This is a genomic window from Betaproteobacteria bacterium (assembly GCA_016709965.1).
In the GTDB taxonomy this organism is placed as follows: domain Bacteria; phylum Pseudomonadota; class Gammaproteobacteria; order Burkholderiales; family Rhodocyclaceae; genus Azonexus; species Azonexus amarohabitans.
The window spans coordinates 167,446-183,482 of sequence record JADJLT010000003.1; the positions used below are offsets into that span (position 1 = coordinate 167,446).

Consider the following 16,037-nt stretch of genomic DNA (forward strand, 5'->3'; position numbering starts at 1 on the left):
GGAAAGACGACAACCCGAATGCTGCCATGCTTTGGGCGCCGATCTTCGGTGGGGTGTGACCATGGCCCACTTCCGAAAGATTGATGTCCGCATTTGGAACGATGCCAAGTTCAACGAGCTTTCACACCTCGGCAAGCTGATCTTCATTTTCCTGATAACGCATCCCGGCATGACGATGTTGGGAGCCATGAGGGCGACACCGGCAGGGCTGGCCGAAGAACTGCAGGCCTCTCCCGAAGGCTTCCGGGAAGCCTTTGATGAAGTCTTGTTGAAAGGTCTGGCAAAGGTTGATCAGAAGGCATCGTGTATCTGGTTGCCGAACTTCCTGAAGTACCAATCTGCCGAGTCTCCAAACGTCCTCAGAAACTGGGCAAAACAGGTTGAATTCATACCCGAGTGCAGCCTTAAAACCCTTGCCGTTTCTGGCTTGAGAGACTATGCGGAAGCCTCTAGCGAACCCTTCCGTAAAGCCTTCCGCGAAGCCTTCGGCAAAGACTTCCCCGAATCAGTAAGCAGTAAGCAGTCAGCAGTAAGCAGTAACCCACCCCCCCTTTCCAAGGCGGGAGATGGTCATTTAGTGGACGTACACGGCGCAAACCCAAGCGGCATAAATTCCGGCAATGGGGGCGAAAATGACTTTTGAACTTCGCGCCTACCAACTCAACGCCGAACAAGAAACCCGCCTTGCCATGGCTAGGGGATTGAAGCGTATCTGCCTCTACCTGCCCACCGGTGGCGGCAAGACCCTGACGGCGACCAGCATCATTCAGAAGGCAGTTGCCAAGGGCCGCAAGGTGGTTTTCTTGGCGAACCGCAAGCAATTGATTCAGCAGACCAGCGCAGTCCTGAACCGCTACGGCATCGCCCACGGCATCCTGCAGTCTGACAACACGCGGAACCTTGATGCTCAGGTTTTGGTGGCCAGCATCGACACCGTTCATGTCCGTGGTCTGCCTGGCGATGTGGGATTGATCATCATTGATGAATGCCACGGTGTCGCCGGGTCTGAGAAGTACAGAAAGCTGCTGGCGAAATACAACGCCGTACCGGTGGTCGGCCTGACGGCTACCCCGTTCGCTGCTGGCATGGCCAAGGACTTTCAGGAGATTGGCGGCCGATTGTTCGAACACCTGGTGGTCGGGGCCACGATCAAGGATCTGATCGCCGAAAGCTATTTGGTCGATTGCGACATCTACGCGCCGTCTGAACCAGACTTGAAGGGCGTTAAAAGCTCCAAGGGCATCGATGGCGTGCTTGATTACAACCAGTCTGACCTTGAAGAGGCTGCCGACAAGCCGGAACTGATCGGCGATATCCTGACGCATTGGCGCAAGTTGGCCAACGGCAAGCAGACTGTCGTATTCGCCACCAGCATTGCGCACTCGAAGCACATCGTTGAACAGTTCACTGCTGCCGGTGTGGTTGCTGAGCACATCGACTATTGGGCTGACGATGACGAGCGCGCGGCCATCCTGGGGCGATTCGCACGCGGCGAAACGATGGTGCTGTCGAATGTGGCGCTGCTCTCGGAAGGTTGGGACTGCCCGGCCTGTGAGGTGATGGTTCTTGCCCGCCCGACGCGCAGCCTGATTCGTTTCATACAGATGGTTGGCCGTGTCCTGCGTCCGGCCTACGGGAAAACCAAGGCGCTGCTGCTTGATCACTCAGGCAGCACGGCACGCTTGGGCCATCCCTGCGACGACCTGCCACTAGAACTGGACGACGGCAAGCCCAAGACCGCGAAGGCCAAAACGGAAGAACGAGCGGAGCCATTGCCGAAGAAATGCCCGTCCTGCCACTTCATGAAACCGGCCAAGGTCCATGCCTGCCCGCAATGTGGTTTTGAGCCTGAGCGGCAGAGTGACGTTGTGGTTGGTGACGGCGAACTGGTGAAGATGGATCGCAAGAAGCCAGCGGCAAAGGACACCAAGCAACACGTCTTCAGCCAATTGCTTTTCATCGAAGAGAAACGCAGGTATCGGCACGGTTGGGCAGCCAATCAGTACCGCACCATTTTCGGTGTTTGGCCGCGTGGCCTGAACGAAGTGACGGCGACCCCGACCGACGAGATTTTGAACAAGGTCAAGGCAAACCAGATCGCGTATTCCAAGTCAGCAAAGCGTGGAGGCGACCATGCAGCGCCTTAACGTTCGAGATGTTGCAGCCGGCAAGTGGCCTGGCCTGCTACTCAATTTCGGCCTGACCGAGCGCCAGCTATCGGGCAAGCACTGCCCTTGTCCGGTCTGCGGCGGAGAGGATCGATTCAGGTTTGACGACAAGGACGGCCGCGGCACGTTCTTCTGCTCGAATTGCAAACCGGGTGACGGCGTTCAGTTGGTGATGGCGCTGAAGGGGTGGGATTTCCGGACTGCAGCCAAGGAAATCGAGCAGGCGGCCGGCGTTGTTCAGGTCGGTGCGATTCAGAAAGTTCAGGGCGAGGCCGAGAAGCTGGAAAAGTTGCGCCGTGTGTGGTCGGAGTCGAAGCCGCTGCAAGAAGGCGACGAGGCCACGCGCTACATGGCAGGGCGGGGGCTGACGCTGGCAACAATCCCGGATTGCCTACGCCTGCATCCGGCACTTCCGTACTACGACGGCGGCAAGTTGCTGGGGAAGTTCCCGGCGTTGATTGTCCGGGTGGTCGACGCATCCGGCCAGGGCCTGACGTTGCACCGCACCTACCTGACCAACGGCAAGAAGGCGTCAGTTCCCAGCCCGAAAAAGTTGATGCCAGGCAAGCAGATCAACGGGGGATCAATTCGCCTCGGTCCGGTGGCGGAATGGATTGGTATTGCCGAAGGCATCGAAACCGCACTTGCCGCCTCGCAGCTTTTCAGCGTCTCGGTCTGGTCCTGCATCAGCACGGCAGGCATCGAGAGTTTCATCCCGCCAGATGGCGTGCGCACCCTGACCATCTTTGCCGACAACGACACGAACCATGCGGGGCTGGCTGCAGCTTATTCGGCAGCACACCGGCTGTCCATGCAGGGAATGGTCGTCGAAGTATGCGCACCGCCGACGGTCGGCGACTGGCTGGATTATCTGAACGAAAAAAAGGAGGCCGCGTGAGCGCCGAACAACAGAACAGCTTGATTGCGATGCTGCAGCAAGTAGTCGATTCACAGAAACCGAGGCAGCAACCGCCAAAGCGATTCAATCCTCGTCCCCCCGGCGTTATCCAGTCCGGCAGTGCCACCGATGCCGTGGTGAAGTTCCTGAGCAAATCACCCGGGCTCAAGACCGAAGCGCAAATCGTGTGGGCAACCAAGCGGACGCACTCTGCCGTGTCGTGGGCATTGCTCAGGCTTCGCAGTTGGGGGCAGGTCGATGCCATTGGAGACCCAAGCCGAAACAGCCGCTACCTCAGATACAGATTGAAGGTTGAGAAAGGAGAGGCCAACGGGTTTCCATTGGAGACGCAGGCCGCGAAGTGGTAACTGCCGAGCGGGTGATGCAGGAGCGGGCGAGGATTTCTGCTTTGTTCAACGATGCCGAGAGCAGGGCACACTTCGCTTCAAGGGCCGCGGCACGTTCCAGCGCCGGGCCAATGACCGCGCAGAAGCCGTCAAGGCGATCGACGCTCTCTTCGGTGCGGTTGTCAAAGGCCAGGGCCATGATGTCGTTCATGGCATCGGCCAGCAGGCAGGCCGCGTCGTCACCTTCCTCGATGTTGCGCAAGGCAACCAGGAGCTTTTCTGCATCGTAGTTGCCGGCCTTATGCGATTCCTCGGTTGAGAGCAGTTTCAGACGTTCGTTCATTGTCGTTTCTCCTTGTCGTTGAGTTAGGTTGATTCCGTTACTGGTACATAGTATGAACTGCTAAAACGGATTGTCAAGCATTTACTGCTATGTGCTACACTGCAAAGCATGCAGGCACAAAAGGAACAGCGATGGCATTAAGTAAAACTCAGTCAGCGTTAGCGCTGGTGCGGCAGGGCTTGCCAGTGAAGAAGGCAGCGGAACTGGCCGGCGTGGCAGAGGCAACGATTTACATTGCGCAGAATCGACTCAAGGGCAAAGAGCAGTGTCCGTGCTGTGGCCAGGTGGTTCGTGAAGGGTTCGTGGTCAACAAGGACGTGCTGAAGGATTCCGCTGCATGAGCGACAAGCAGCAGCGGTACCGCATCAGTTGTGAAGTCGATGGCGTTTCGTATGCCGGGAATTACTGGATTGCCGGAAAAATCCTCGTGGTCTCAACGTCCAAGGGCGGGGCGAGCCACCAGGTTGGAAGCAGTGATCATGAAGCCCTGGCCATGGAGTTGCTGCGACGGCTGGCCAGCGACGGTAAGGCTTAGATTCCTGTGTCTATGCCTTTGGTCTGATTGCCACTACCACCTGCGTAAGCGGACAATCTGTAGTTTTCAACTGACTGTGATCAACATGACAATGCTTCTTAAGGTGGCCGCCACACTTGCGCTGACGCTTTCTATCGCCACCTCGTGGGCCGACGAACCAGAGCCAGCGAATAAGTACCAAGCTGTCTATGTGTCGAAGGTTGCCGTAGAGGCAGATATGGATCGCACTAGCCCTGAAGAGGTGAAGTATTACGCCGACATCGAAACGGAGGCAACGACCAAAATCACCCAATGGTTCAAGGATGAAGGTTTTACGATTGCCGACACACCAGACGCCGCCACTGACGGACTGGCGATCATCAATACGAAGGTATTATTCAATGCAGGGAACCGAGCGCTACGGTGGGTTGGCAGCTTTATGGGTGCGGGCAAGGCAACCGCTGATGTAACAATGGAAGCGATTGACTCAAAATATGGCACGAAGGTTACATCCCAGAACGCCAAAGACAGCTTGCGGATCGGGAATCTCGGCGGTAGCGCATCAAGCATGTTGATGGGCACGATAGGTACGGCCTGGAACTACGTTGTCGCTGACATCAATGAGTTGAAGTAATTGCCGACCAATCCGCAGATGAAATACTAGGGTGATAGCGAAAGGTTGGGCCTTAGCTTTTGGTGGCCAAACTATGCCGCGTTGCCGTGCAATTGGATAACCTCGGCGCCGGCCTTCAGCTTGTCCAGATAGTTGGCCCAAGCCTGTAGCATTTCGCTGCGCTGTTCCAGGTATTCGGCACGGTTATAAACACCACGAACCCCCTGCATGGTGTGATTCATCGCCTTCTCGATAACGTCAGTGTTCCATCCCTGTTCGTGCAGCATCGTTGATGCGGTGCGCCGGAAGTCGTGAGGAGTGAAGGGGGCAATCCCATGGCAGTTATTCCTCTTGATTGATTCGTGTAGGGTGCCGGTGGATATTCCCTTGCCTGGTTGTCGCCCCGGCAGCACAAGGCCGATGCCGCCAGATTGTTTGTGCAGATCCCGGAGAATCGCAAGCGCCTGGGAGGATAGCGGCACTAGATGGGGCTTGCCGTTCTTGGTGCGCTCTCCTTCGATTGACCAAAGGCCTTGCTCCAAATCGAACTCCGGCCAATGGGCTTGCAACAGTTCCTCCCGACGAACCATGGTCAGGAGCAGCAGCCGGAAAGCAGAAATCGTTTCAAGTTCTCCCTTGGCGCTATCTAGACTCCGTAACAGGGTGCCAATCTCGTCGGGTGATAGCGCGCGATCCCGCGATTTGCGCTGTCCAATGATGCGAGGGGGAATGGCAGCCGCTGGGTTTGCCGACATCAATTGTCTGCCAATCGCGAGGTCAAACATTCGCTTGAGCGTGCCATGGACCGCTAGGGCAGAGGCGGGCGCGGTTTTCTTAATTCCATCGAGGAAGTGAAGGATGTCGGCCGGGGTAATGTCGACCAGCGGGAATTTTCCGAGCTTGGGAATGATATAGGCGTCAAATATCCATCCCCTGCCACCGCTTGGGTTCTTCGTGCGTTTGTCGAGATCGGCTCGGTAGAGCTTTGCCAGTTCGCTGATTGTGCTGGCCAAGTTGGATTGCTGCCGCTCCCGCTCAAGTTCTCGGGCCGGTGATTTTCCTCTGGCAACCATGGTGGATAACTCAAGGTGGCGCGCATTGGCTTCCTTGAGGCTGATTGCTGGATATTGGCCGATCGTTACCTTCTCACGCTGCCCTAGTAGCCGGTAGCGGTAGCGCCAGGTTTTGATTCCGGCCGCGGTGATGTCGAGATACAGCCCCGCTTGAAAGGTGACTTCATAGCGCCTGCCGGTGGCCTTGAGTGCCTTGATCTGTATGTCGTTGAGCATGGATGCCACTCCGTTTTGACCCACTGCATGTACAGTGGGTCACTGGTGGGTCATTCTATGCGCAATGCCATGCAACATCAAGCTATACGAATCGTAATTAATCCTTTGTTATCAATGTGTTTTTTGGCGCGTTTTGGATGGGCGCAACGCTGTAAAACATCGATTGATATAACAGCTGGCAATTTTCACTTGCTGGCGCCGCCCGAAGGTTTGCTGCCCAGCGGTGCGCTCTTCGGGTAGCCGGCGAGGTCGAGCAGATTGTTGTAGGCCCCTGACTCGAAGCCGCGGAAGCGCTGGTTGCCGACTTTGACCGACGGGACGAAGACATCGCCCACCAGTTGCTTCAGCTCTTCGATTTCTTCCGGTTTTTGCAGCATTTTTTCAGTAAACGGTACGCCGCGGCCATTCAATAGCTCGCGCGCCTGTTTGCACTCGGTGATGCAGTCGGCGCTGGTGAACAGCACGACCGGAAACGCTTCGGCCGCCTTTTTGGTGGCGAACGACAGGCCGTCGCCGGCATCGGGATTGCCGCCCACTCTGACGACGCTCCTGGCTTTGCCTGGTGGTGGTGTATCGGTAACGACCGTTTGGCCGTTGGTGTCCGTCCACCGATAGGTTTCCGCAGATGTGCCGACGCTGGCTAGCGCCAGGCAGATCACGAACAGATAACGCATGATTTTCTCCCTGATCCCCTATTAGGCAGCAATCATACCGCTATGGCGAAGAAGCGCATCAACACTTGGCTCGCGACCGCGGAAGGCCTTGAAGGATTCGATGGCCGGGCGCGAGCCGCCAACCGACAAAATTTCGTCAAGGAAGCGCTTGCCGACGGTGGCATCAAATGGATTGCCAGCCTCTTCGAAGGCTGCGTAGGCATCGGCCGACAGCACTTCGGCCCACTTGTAGCTGAAATAGCCGGCGCCGTAGCCGCCGCCAAAAATGTGCGAGAAGCTGTTCGGGAAACGGTGCCATGCGGGCGGCAGCAGCACGGCGACTTCCTTGCGCACGTCGTTGAGCACGTCCATCACGGTCAACCCGGATTTCGGGTCGAAATCGGAATGGATCAGCATGTCGAACAGCGAGAACTCGATCTGGCGCACGGCCATCATGCCGCTCTGGAAATTCTTGGCGGCCAGCATCTTGTCGAACAGTTCGCGCGGCAGGGTGGCGCCGGTATCGACGTGGGCCGTCATGCCCTCGACCACTTCCCATTCCCAGCAATAGTTTTCCATGAACTGCGACGGCAGTTCGACGGCATCCCACTCGACGCCGTGGATGCCCGAAACGCCGAGCTCTTCGCCGCGCGTCAAGAGGTGGTGGAGGCCGTGGCCGGTTTCGTGGAACAGTGTCGTGACGTCATCATGCGTGAAGGTGGCGGGTTTGCCGCCGACCGGGCGCGAGAAATTGCAGTTCAGGTAGGCAATCGGTTTCTGGATGCCGTTGAGCACTTTTCGACGCGAGCGGGCTTCGTCCATCCAGGCGCCGCCGCGTTTGGTTTCGCGGGCATAGAGGTCGAGGTAGAACTGACCGACCAGATCGCCGGCCGGGCTTTCCAGCCGGTAGAAACGGACGTCCTCATGCCAGACCGGCGCCGTATCCGGCTTGACCTTGACGTTGAACAGGCTCTCGATGACCTTGAACAGGCCGCCGAGCACCTTGGGCTCGGTGAAATACTGCTTCACTTCCTGCTCGGAGAAGGCATAGCGTTTTTGCAGCAGCTTTTCGGAAACGTAGGCCGCATCCCAGGGCTGGAAGTCGGTCAGGCCGAGTTCATCCTTGGCGAAGGCGCGCAGCTCGGCGATATCCTTTTCGGCAAACGGCTTGGCCTTGGCCGCCAGTTCGCGCAGGAAAGCGAGCACCTGGGCCGGCGTATCGGCCATTTTCGGGGCCAGCGACACTTCGGCAAAGTTGTTGAAGCCGAGCATCTTGGCGTCTTCGATACGCAGTTCGAGCATGCGCTGGATGATCGGGGTGTTGTCCCACTCTGGTTTGCTCGAACCGTCGTGGAATTCGGCAGCGCGCGTCGCGTAGGCGCGGTACATGCGGGCGCGCAACTCGCGGTTGTCGGCGTACTGCATGACCGGGCCGTAGGACGGGGCTTGCAGGCTGAAACGCCAGCCGTCGACGCCGGCCTTTTCGGCGGCGGTCTTGGCGGCTTCCTTGGCATCGTCGGGCAGGCCGGCGAGCACGGCTTCGTCGGTGACGACTTCGGAAAAGGCGTTGGTCGCGTCGAGCAGGTTTTCGGCGAACTTGGCCGAAAGCTGCGACAGTTCTTCCATGATGGCCTGGAAGCGCGGCTTCTGGTCATCGGGCAACTCGGCACCGGACAGGCGGAAATCGCGGACTTCGTTATTGACGACCTTTTTCTGTTCGACGCTCAGCGTGGCGTACTCGGCGCTGTCGCGCAGCGCCTTGTACTTCTCGAAGAGCTTGAGGTTCTGGCCGAGTTCGGCGTAGAAGCGCGAGACTTCCGGCAGCATCTCGTTGTACGCCTCGCGCCAGGCGGGAATGTCATTGACTGAATGCAGGTGGCCGACGATGCCCCAGGCGCGGCCGAAGGGCTCCAGGCCATCGGACAGCGCACCGGCAAAGTCCTTCCAAGTGGCCGGCGTCGTGTCGGCAGTCAGGCGTTCGATCAGCGCACGGCCGGCGGTCAAGAGCGATTCGATGGCCGGTTTGACGTGTTCGGGCTGAACAGTGTCGAAGCGTGGCAGGTCGGAGAAATCGAGCAAGGGATTGGTGGTCGTCATTTTTATATTCCAGGCAAGAAAAACGGGCGGTCAGGCCGCCCGTCGAATCTGGGGGCAGAACCCCTATTCTACAAGCTCGCGGTAGGCATGCCACGAGGCATGGCCGAGAATCGGCATGATGACGATCAGACCGAACAACAAGCTGGCGAAACCAAGCAGGGTCAGGGCGACAAGCAGTGCCGCCCACAGCAGCAAGGGCCCGGCATTACGGGCGAAGGTGCGCAGGCTGGTCATCATGGCGGTGGCGACATCGGCATTACGGTCGAGCATCAGCGGTACCGAAACAACGGCCAGTGCATAGGCGAAGAGGGCCAGAACACCGCCCAGCGCAAACCAGGTGGCGGTGAACGCCAGGTGCTCGCCGCCGAAAATGACCTGTTTAAGATAAACGCTGGCATTGGGTGCCGAGGTGACGCCGATCATGGCGAAGGACATGGCGGAAAAACGCTCCCACATCAGGGCGATCAGGGCAAGGATCAAACCGAACAGGGCCAGTGACCGCCCGTTGCGTGCGAAACACTTGAGCGAGTCAATGAACAGTATTTTTTCTCCGGCTTCATGGCGCCGGCTTAATTCATAGAGCCCGGCCGCCAGCAGCGGCGCGATCAGGAAGAAGCCGGAGATCGAGACGGTGAGCAGATGCGGTGTCTGGAGGAATGCGAGGATGATCAGATCGCCGCCCAGTGCGAACAGCAGGCCATAGGCCAGAGAGGGGAGCGGGTTGGCGCGCACATCCTGCCAGCCGGCTGTGAGCCATGCCAGCGGGCGGCCCATGCCGATCCGCTGGATGCCCGGCAAGGTCGTGCCGGACGGTGATAAGGGTTTGCTGCGGTCATTCATGGCTGTTTCCCTGTGAAGTTGCAGCCTTTGGACCCGGCCATGGCGGCCGGGTTCAGGCAAAGTGATTACAGCGTCTTGCCGGTCAGACGTTCGTACGCCTCGATGTACTTTGCGCTGGTCCGGGCGATCACGTCAGCCGGCAGTTTCGGGCCGGGGGCGACTTTGCCCCAATCCAGCGTTTCGAGGTAATCGCGGACGAACTGCTTGTCGTAGGACGGCGGGTTGCTGCCTTCCTGGTACTGGTCAGCCGGCCAAAAGCGCGAAGAGTCAGGCGTCAGCGCTTCGTCGATCAGGTGCAGCGTGCCGACGGCATCGATACCGAATTCGAATTTGGTGTCGGCGATGATGATGCCGCGACCACGGGCGTAGGCAGAGGCCTCTTCGTACAGCTTGATGGCGGCGATACGGGCTTCGTCAGCGAGTTGGGCGCCGTTCTTGCCGGTGCCCGCCAGCGCTTCGGCCAGGTCGGCGGCGCAGTTGGCCTGGGCGACTGCCAAGGAAACGTTCTCGTCATGATCGCCAACCGCAGCCTTGGTAGCCGGCGTGAAGATCGGGGCGGGCAGCTTGGCGGCCATCTTCAGACCGGGCGGCAGGGCAATACCGCAGATGGCGCCGGTTTGCTGGTAATCCTTCCAGCCGGAACCGATGACGTAGCCGCGAACGACCGCTTCAATCGGCAGCGGACGCAGACGCTTGACGACGACCGAGCGGCCACGGACCTGTTCGCGTTCGTTGTCGGCAACGACGGATTCCGGATCAACGCCGGTCAGCTGGTTCGGCACAATGTGGCCGAGCTTGGCGAACCAGAAATCGGCGACGGCGGTCAGCACTTCCCCCTTGCGCGGAATCGGGTCCGGCAGGATGACGTCGAAGGCAGACAGACGATCGGACGTCACAATCAGCAATTTGTCGGCATCAACGGCGTAGATGTCGCGGACTTTGCCTTTGGAGATCAGGGGCAGGCTGGTAATGGAGGACTGGAACAGCGGAGCGGACACGGCAGATTTCCCGAAAGCAAAAGCCGGATTATAAATTAATGCGACGAATCGCCCGCTTCCGCCGCGAGTTTCTTGTGCATGCGACTGGTACCCCAGGCGACGATGCAGGCAATGATCGGAATCGAAATGGCGGTGATGACATCGGTGTTCAGGTGATGCAGCTCTTTCGTGCCCTTGGCCAGATACTGGACCAGTTGCGAGCCGTAATAGGTCAGGACGACGACGGAGAGCCCTTCAACCGTTTCCTGCAGGCGAAGCTGCAGTTTGGCGCGGCTGTTCATCTGGCCAAGCAATTCCTGATTCTGGCGCTCCAGTTCGATATCGACGCGGGTGCGCAGTAATTGGCTGTTGCGAGCAACGCGTGCCGAGAGCTCTTCCTGCCGACGGCTGATCGCCTCGCAGGAATTCATCGCCGGCAATAGGCGGCGTTGCATGAATTCCTCGAAGGTCGGCAGGCCGGAAATCCGCGTTTCGCGCAGCTCCTCGATGCGTTGCATGACCAGCCCGTGATAGGCATGAGAGGCGCCGAAGCGGAAAGTGGTACGGGCAATGGAATGTTCGACTTCGGCGGCCAGTTTGGACAGGATGCCGAGCACTTCGCGCTCGTCGTTCATCGAACGGGCCTGACCAATGCGATCCATCAGCTCGGCCAGTTGTTTTTCGCCCCTGTACAACCACCTGCCGACTTCCTTGGCGACCGGCAGGCCGAGCAGGGCCATCATCCGGTAGGTCTCGATTTCGACCAGTCGCTGCACCGTGCGGCCCGCCTGACGCTGGGTCAGGCTTTCGTTGAGGATCAGAAAGCGCGAGAAGCCGTTGTCAATCTTGAAGTCCGTGAAAATCCACGCGGCTTCGTCGGCTACCTTGGCGGCGACCATGGTGCGGCCGTTCGGCGTCAGGCCGGCGAGCACCGATTCCGGGGTGATGTCTTTGGTCGAGCGCAATTCAACATGGATGGCGACCATCAGCTTGCCGGGGATACCATGCAGCCATTCCGGATGCACGGCGTCAAAAGCGGTGGCGTCCGGGTGAAGCTGTTCGCCGGTGTCGAGCGGACGGAAGAAGGTATAGCTCGAAAATTCGGTATGCAACTCCCAGCGCATGCGGAAGGTGCTGGTCTCGATCATCATGTGCGAGTCGGAGCTGTCGATCGACGTGCACACGTGGCCGTGACTGAGCTTGGTCAGATTGTCGCGCTCGGCCTGCACCGTCGTTGCGCTGTGCTTGAAGACCAGATGCGAGACAAGCACCGCGCCGACCAGCGGTACCGGCGGGCGGGCGTGAAATTCGTTGTTCAGGCGTTGGCGGAGCGGATGCTCTTCCAGTTCGGCAAGCGTCAGGCGAGGATGCATGATGGTGGCGTCCATGAAATGTTGCAGTGCAGCAGATTGTAGCCCAACAATTTCGGGATCAAGTGTGAGGTTCCAGAGTTTAACGCGGCTGTTCGTAGGTATTGCAACGGGTTGGAGCTTCCTGCGGTCAACCGGAAAAAATGGTCAAAATTGAAATTTTCAAACCAGACAATTCCACCGAAATGCACTCGCAGCGGGGGAACAGCCCTGCCTGCCGGGTTCGCCGGAGTGCTTCAAGCCGACGCCAGGGAAGCATTGTTGGCCTACTTGACGGATAATTCGCCTTTGGCCTCAAGGCGTTTTTTTGTGATAGATCGCTCATTGCCGATAAACGCCGACCCTGACCACTGATAAAGGCATTATGAAAGACTATTACGGCTTGCTCGGCGTTGCGCCGGATGCGACCCAGGAAATCATCAAATCGGCTTACCGGAAGAAGGCGGCGCAGTTTCACCCCGACCGTAACCCCGAGCCCGACGCCGCCAGCAAGTTCAGGGCGGTGCAGGAAGCTTACGAAGTACTGGCTGATCTTGATCGTCGCAAGGTTTACGACGAGACGCGGCGTAGCAGCCTGATCGACGACCCGCTGGTCGTGGCGCGCGAAATCTGGTCCAGTCATCTAGGAAACATGCAAACGTGAAAAAATCTTATTACTTCGCTGAATTATCTTCGTCCTACGACGCTGAAATTCAGGACTTGCTGAACGATTCAGAAGGCAACTCGGCGCTCAAGGCACGGCTCAAGGAAAAGCGCCAGGAATTGAAAGCCATTCTGCCGATGATTGAATTCAGTCCGGAAATGGTCGTGCCTGTCTTCTACGACGCCTTCACCTTTCCCAACAGCCAGGCCATGGCTGCCGCCGTGATGTGCGAGCCTGATGACGGCGATTTCCCGATCTGGGACGACATCAGCGCAGCCATCAAGCTTGAGGCATGGGCCGCGCCCTACGTGTCCGCCGTACTGACCGAAGGTGCCGGCGAGAATTTCATGGTCACTGCCGCCTGCCTCGAGTTTCTGCGCAAGTTCGATCACCTCGCTCCGGCGCCGGTAAAGAAGGACGATGAGGATGAGGCCGCTGACGACGAGAAAGCGCACAGCAATCTGAACAGCGACGAAGACGGTGACGATGAAGATCGCGATCTGGCCGAAGCCGGCGACGACTGGCTGGGTGAGCAGGGCTTCGACTCGCTCAAATCCTGATCCTGGCTGACGCAGCACCCGGCATTCGAATTTTTGACAAGGCATGACATGACACACCCCGTCGTACTCAAGACATCACAACTCATTCTCGCCGGCGATGTAAAAGGCGCCGAAACAGCGCTGGCCAACATCGCCGACACCGAGGGCGATGACGCGCTGGTCGAGATTCTGGACGACATCGCGCCCAAGGATTTGCTCGCCATCATGCGCGGCTTCGATGGCTCCAGGCAGTCGGTGGTCAATATGGTGGTCATGCCGGAACAGTTTGCCCGTGCCGTCATTCTCGAAGTGCGCTATCGCGACCAGACACATGCCGCGCTGCACGGCATGATGAATGCCGTGCTCTATCGCGACGAGGAAATGACCGCTGAATACCTCGAAGCAATTGGCGAGATCGAGGGCGGCTACGAAGTGCTGGCCAATTATTTTGGCGAGCGCGATGATGAGCTGCTGGCCTTCGCCATGTCGGGCGTCTTCACCGAAGATTTCGACGGCGAACATGGCCATGAATCGAAGTCGATTTCCTGGCTCAACGAGAAAATCGACGAGCTCGACGAAGCCCTGCACGAAGGCAATTCCATTACCGGTTCGCGCCCCAAGGTGCCGCGTTCGGAAATTGCCGATCGCGACTGGATGGAAACCGCCTGGGTGCTGCGCTACGAGTTGCCGGATATTTTCGAGCAGATCGTCATCACCTTGCGTGATCGCCTGCTGCGCCGGGTCGAAGTGCTGGAGGATGGCGAATCCGGTGATAGCGCCCCGAAGGCAGCCACCGCTTCGTCGGCGCCGGAAGAGGAATCGGCGCTCTAGACATGGCTTCCGTCAAAAACTCGATAGCGGTCGTTGATGACCGCCCCTATTTCGAAAAAGCCGTTCGCTACGGGCTGGAACAAGGCATCCTGACGCCGGAAAACATCACCCGCATGGAAGCAGATGGCCCGAAAGGGATCGTCCAGATCGCCGATCATTTCGGCACAGCCTACCTGCGTACCGATCTGGAAAGCGCCGTCGCGCGCATGGCCAACCTGATCAGCCTCTATCTCGAAGATTTCTCGAACGGCGATCTGCGTGCCGCCGCCATATCCTTGCGCGACAACACGCTGCTCTCGCATTCGCGCGGCGGCTCCGAGATGCTCAAGCGCCTGCACGCCATGCCCGGCGACACCAGCCTGCATCTTCGCAAGGTCGAACCGGCGGCGCAGAAGATTTTCGTCAATGAGCGCAGCTTTGCCTTCCCGCTCAGCGTCGCCAGTTACCGGGCGCAGGTTGAGCAGTGCCAGGCCAACCAGATGCGCATCGACTTCGCGCGCTGGCTGGCGCGGCAACTAGGCGCCCAGCAGGACGAATACGAAGACTACAGCGCCGAAGAAGTCATCCGCTCAGCCATGCTGCTGCTCTACGTCGGCGCCAAGACGCTGGAATTACCCTCGAAATCCGAATTCATCAAGCTCGTCGAAGCCCTGCGCAAAAAGTCGTTCAAGCACAAGCCGGCGACGCTCGATGCCTTCCTGCGTGAAGCGCCGGAAGCCTTCCAGCAAATGACCCGGCAGGCGATGGAGAGTTTCATCGAAACCGCCTTGCCGCGCCTCAAGTCACCGGAGAAATCGGCCGACGAAATCCTGCACGGCGAAGCACAGGGCGCCTTTTTCGTGCGCGACATGCCGGAAGAAGACGTCGTCGCCTACGACAAACTGGTCGCCAAGGAATGGGTGCGCATCACCAAGGGCGAAGCCGATGATCCCGCCGTGCTGGCCACCCTCTTCCTCAACGTGGCGACCGGCCATCCGCCCAAGGCATCGGCCCTGCTCAAGGACGCCAAGAGCATCATTGCCACCTTCCGCGCCCAGGGTTTCGACCACAAGGCGGTGCTTGCTTTCATCGAAGAGCACGCCCCCTTCGAGCAACGCGAAGACCTGAAGGCCATGTGGTCGAAGGATTTGAAGCCGGATGCCGAAATCCATCTGGCCGACAATGACCCGCAAATGCCTGATACCCACATGGATCGCGCCCTGAAATATTTCCGGCAGAATTGCGTGGCGAACTGGAAGGGCAGCAGCCGCTAATCCGGCTTACTGCCGTTCCGAATAAGTCGGCAAGGTGATGCGGAAGGCGATGCCGAGCAGTCGGGCGGCAAGCACGACCGCCATGCCGACCCATGCCGCAATCACCGGCGAGACGCCCAGCATTTGCAGCCCGACCAGCGCCAGCGCCCCGGCCCAGGCAGCGGAGGCATAAAGTTCGCCGCGCACGAAGACCAGCGGCACCTCGTTGCACAGCACATCGCGCAACACGCCGCCGACCACCCCGGTAATGACGCCGAGCAGGCTGGCCACCAGCCATGGCGCCTGCCATTCCAGCGCAATCTGCGTGCCGGAGACCGTAAATAGCGCCAGCCCGACCGCATCGGGAATCAGAAAGCGGCGCGACGGCAGGTGCAGGGCGCGCACCGCAAAGAAAATGAGCAGCGCGGTCGCCAGCGCGACCACCAGATAGGTCTGGTCGTTGATCCAGAACACCTTGCGGTCGAGCAAGACGTCGCGCACCGTGCCCCCGCCCAGCGCGGTCGCGCCGCCGACCATGACGGCGCCGATCAGATCCATGTTTTTGCGGCCGGCATCAAGCACGCCGGTCAGGGCGTTGACGGCAACAGCGGCGAGGCCGATCCAGTAAAGCAGGTTTTCCATGGGTTGATTGAAATAAGCGGAAGCGCGAAGTGTAGCCGTTT

18 protein-coding genes are annotated in these 16,037 nt (G+C 58.9%); 10 read left to right on the forward strand and 8 right to left on the reverse strand.

From position 1 onward, the window contains the following. Positions 1 to 61: 61 nt before the first annotated feature. The 3 genes from IPJ12_13395 to IPJ12_13405 are packed head-to-tail and all read left to right on the forward strand — an operon-like array spanning position 62 to position 3,066. Positions 62 to 643: a hypothetical protein gene (locus tag IPJ12_13395; GenBank protein ID MBK7648117.1), complete on the forward strand. Its 582-nt coding sequence runs from the start codon at positions 62 to 64 to the stop codon at positions 641 to 643. Beyond that, positions 633 to 2,147 carry a DEAD/DEAH box helicase gene (locus IPJ12_13400; protein MBK7648118.1) on the forward strand — a complete coding sequence of 505 codons (1,515 nt, stop codon included), beginning with the start codon at positions 633 to 635 and terminating at the stop codon, positions 2,145 to 2,147. Before IPJ12_13395 ends, IPJ12_13400 begins: the two co-directional genes overlap by 11 nt. Continuing rightward, a complete protein-coding gene (locus tag IPJ12_13405) occupies positions 2,134 to 3,066 on the forward strand; it encodes a toprim domain-containing protein (protein MBK7648119.1) in 933 nt (310 codons plus the stop codon). The genes IPJ12_13400 and IPJ12_13405 overlap by 14 nt, the downstream gene beginning before the upstream one ends. Before the next feature lie 294 nt (positions 3,067 to 3,360). Here IPJ12_13405 and IPJ12_13410 read toward each other — a convergent pair whose 3' ends face one another. Continuing rightward, positions 3,361 to 3,756: a hypothetical protein gene (locus IPJ12_13410; GenBank protein MBK7648120.1), complete on the reverse strand. Its 396-nt coding sequence runs from the start codon at positions 3,754 to 3,756 to the stop codon at positions 3,361 to 3,363. A 131-nt stretch (positions 3,757 to 3,887) separates the two neighbouring features. Between IPJ12_13410 and IPJ12_13415 the strand changes: the two genes are divergently transcribed. The 3 genes from IPJ12_13415 to IPJ12_13425 all read left to right on the forward strand — a co-directional run bounded on the left by IPJ12_13415 (position 3,888) and on the right by IPJ12_13425 (position 4,904). Then, on the forward strand, positions 3,888 to 4,097 hold the full coding sequence (locus IPJ12_13415) for a hypothetical protein (GenBank protein MBK7648121.1): 210 nt from the start codon (positions 3,888 to 3,890) through the stop codon (positions 4,095 to 4,097). Next, positions 4,094 to 4,291, forward strand: a complete 198-nt coding sequence (locus IPJ12_13420; protein MBK7648122.1) for a hypothetical protein — start codon at positions 4,094 to 4,096, stop codon at positions 4,289 to 4,291. Before IPJ12_13415 ends, IPJ12_13420 begins: the two co-directional genes overlap by 4 nt. Before the next feature lie 85 nt (positions 4,292 to 4,376). Continuing rightward, complete coding sequence (locus tag IPJ12_13425) at positions 4,377 to 4,904, forward strand: hypothetical protein (GenBank protein MBK7648123.1); 528 nt, start codon at positions 4,377 to 4,379, stop codon at positions 4,902 to 4,904. Positions 4,905 to 4,975: 71 nt separating this feature from the next. Here the strand turns inward: IPJ12_13425 and IPJ12_13430 are convergent, their stop codons facing one another. The 6 genes from IPJ12_13430 to IPJ12_13455 all read right to left on the reverse strand — a co-directional run bounded on the left by IPJ12_13430 (position 4,976) and on the right by IPJ12_13455 (position 12,112). Next, entirely contained in the window at positions 4,976 to 6,172 is a 1,197-nt protein-coding gene (locus tag IPJ12_13430; protein MBK7648124.1) for a tyrosine-type recombinase/integrase, read from the reverse strand. A gap of 185 nt (positions 6,173 to 6,357) precedes the next feature. Beyond that, a complete protein-coding gene (locus IPJ12_13435) occupies positions 6,358 to 6,846 on the reverse strand; it encodes a glutaredoxin family protein (GenBank protein ID MBK7648125.1) in 489 nt (162 codons plus the stop codon). Positions 6,847 to 6,867: 21 nt separating this feature from the next. Then, a complete protein-coding gene (locus IPJ12_13440) occupies positions 6,868 to 8,922 on the reverse strand; it encodes a M3 family metallopeptidase (GenBank protein ID MBK7648126.1) in 2,055 nt (684 codons plus the stop codon). 63 nt (positions 8,923 to 8,985) lie between these two features. Beyond that, complete coding sequence (locus IPJ12_13445; protein ID MBK7648127.1) at positions 8,986 to 9,762, reverse strand: DUF2189 domain-containing protein; 777 nt, start codon at positions 9,760 to 9,762, stop codon at positions 8,986 to 8,988. Positions 9,763 to 9,827: 65 nt separating this feature from the next. Beyond that, a complete protein-coding gene (locus IPJ12_13450) occupies positions 9,828 to 10,760 on the reverse strand; it encodes a phosphoribosylaminoimidazolesuccinocarboxamide synthase (GenBank protein MBK7648128.1) in 933 nt (310 codons plus the stop codon). A 35-nt stretch (positions 10,761 to 10,795) separates the two neighbouring features. Further along, positions 10,796 to 12,112 carry a DUF3422 domain-containing protein gene (locus tag IPJ12_13455; protein ID MBK7648129.1) on the reverse strand — a complete coding sequence of 439 codons (1,317 nt, stop codon included), beginning with the start codon at positions 12,110 to 12,112 and terminating at the stop codon, positions 10,796 to 10,798. Positions 12,113 to 12,473: 361 nt separating this feature from the next. On the opposite strand from IPJ12_13455, the gene IPJ12_13460 reads away from it, so the two are divergent. Genes IPJ12_13460 through IPJ12_13475 form a run of 4 tightly spaced genes read left to right on the forward strand, consistent with a single transcriptional unit; the run spans position 12,474 to position 15,375 of the window. Next, a complete protein-coding gene (locus IPJ12_13460) occupies positions 12,474 to 12,752 on the forward strand; it encodes a DnaJ domain-containing protein (protein ID MBK7648130.1) in 279 nt (92 codons plus the stop codon). Next, positions 12,749 to 13,312 carry a hypothetical protein gene (locus IPJ12_13465; GenBank protein MBK7648131.1) on the forward strand — a complete coding sequence of 188 codons (564 nt, stop codon included), beginning with the start codon at positions 12,749 to 12,751 and terminating at the stop codon, positions 13,310 to 13,312. The genes IPJ12_13460 and IPJ12_13465 overlap by 4 nt, the downstream gene beginning before the upstream one ends. A gap of 48 nt (positions 13,313 to 13,360) precedes the next feature. Then, positions 13,361 to 14,122 (forward strand): hypothetical protein, encoded by a 762-nt coding sequence (locus tag IPJ12_13470; GenBank protein ID MBK7648132.1) that lies wholly within the window; start codon positions 13,361 to 13,363, stop codon positions 14,120 to 14,122. Positions 14,123 to 14,124: 2 nt separating this feature from the next. After that, positions 14,125 to 15,375: a hypothetical protein gene (locus tag IPJ12_13475; protein ID MBK7648133.1), complete on the forward strand. Its 1,251-nt coding sequence runs from the start codon at positions 14,125 to 14,127 to the stop codon at positions 15,373 to 15,375. 6 nt (positions 15,376 to 15,381) lie between these two features. On the opposite strand, the gene IPJ12_13480 is transcribed toward IPJ12_13475, so the two are convergent. Continuing rightward, a complete protein-coding gene (locus IPJ12_13480) occupies positions 15,382 to 15,996 on the reverse strand; it encodes a TRIC cation channel family protein (GenBank protein MBK7648134.1) in 615 nt (204 codons plus the stop codon). Positions 15,997 to 16,037: the final 41 nt, after the last annotated feature.

Excerpts from the sequence above, each read along its gene's own strand:
- IPJ12_13395 (MBK7648117.1), top strand. The coding sequence starts at position 62 with ATGGCCCACTTCCGAAAGATTGATGTCCGCATTTGGAACGATGCCAAG.
- IPJ12_13400 (MBK7648118.1), top strand. The coding sequence starts at position 633 with ATGACTTTTGAACTTCGCGCCTACCAACTCAACGCCGAACAAGAAACC.
- IPJ12_13405 (MBK7648119.1), top strand. The coding sequence starts at position 2,134 with ATGCAGCGCCTTAACGTTCGAGATGTTGCAGCCGGCAAGTGGCCTGGC.
- IPJ12_13410 (MBK7648120.1), bottom strand. The coding sequence starts at position 3,756 with ATGAACGAACGTCTGAAACTGCTCTCAACCGAGGAATCGCATAAGGCC.
- IPJ12_13415 (MBK7648121.1), top strand. The coding sequence starts at position 3,888 with ATGGCATTAAGTAAAACTCAGTCAGCGTTAGCGCTGGTGCGGCAGGGC.
- IPJ12_13420 (MBK7648122.1), top strand. The coding sequence starts at position 4,094 with ATGAGCGACAAGCAGCAGCGGTACCGCATCAGTTGTGAAGTCGATGGC.
- IPJ12_13425 (MBK7648123.1), top strand. The coding sequence starts at position 4,377 with ATGACAATGCTTCTTAAGGTGGCCGCCACACTTGCGCTGACGCTTTCT.
- IPJ12_13430 (MBK7648124.1), bottom strand. The coding sequence starts at position 6,172 with ATGCTCAACGACATACAGATCAAGGCACTCAAGGCCACCGGCAGGCGC.
- IPJ12_13435 (MBK7648125.1), bottom strand. The coding sequence starts at position 6,846 with ATGCGTTATCTGTTCGTGATCTGCCTGGCGCTAGCCAGCGTCGGCACA.
- IPJ12_13440 (MBK7648126.1), bottom strand. The coding sequence starts at position 8,922 with ATGACGACCACCAATCCCTTGCTCGATTTCTCCGACCTGCCACGCTTC.
- IPJ12_13445 (MBK7648127.1), bottom strand. The coding sequence starts at position 9,762 with ATGAATGACCGCAGCAAACCCTTATCACCGTCCGGCACGACCTTGCCG.
- IPJ12_13455 (MBK7648129.1), bottom strand. The coding sequence starts at position 12,112 with ATGCATCCTCGCCTGACGCTTGCCGAACTGGAAGAGCATCCGCTCCGC.
- IPJ12_13460 (MBK7648130.1), top strand. The coding sequence starts at position 12,474 with ATGAAAGACTATTACGGCTTGCTCGGCGTTGCGCCGGATGCGACCCAG.
- IPJ12_13470 (MBK7648132.1), top strand. The coding sequence starts at position 13,361 with ATGACACACCCCGTCGTACTCAAGACATCACAACTCATTCTCGCCGGC.
- IPJ12_13475 (MBK7648133.1), top strand. The coding sequence starts at position 14,125 with ATGGCTTCCGTCAAAAACTCGATAGCGGTCGTTGATGACCGCCCCTAT.
- IPJ12_13480 (MBK7648134.1), bottom strand. The coding sequence starts at position 15,996 with ATGGAAAACCTGCTTTACTGGATCGGCCTCGCCGCTGTTGCCGTCAAC.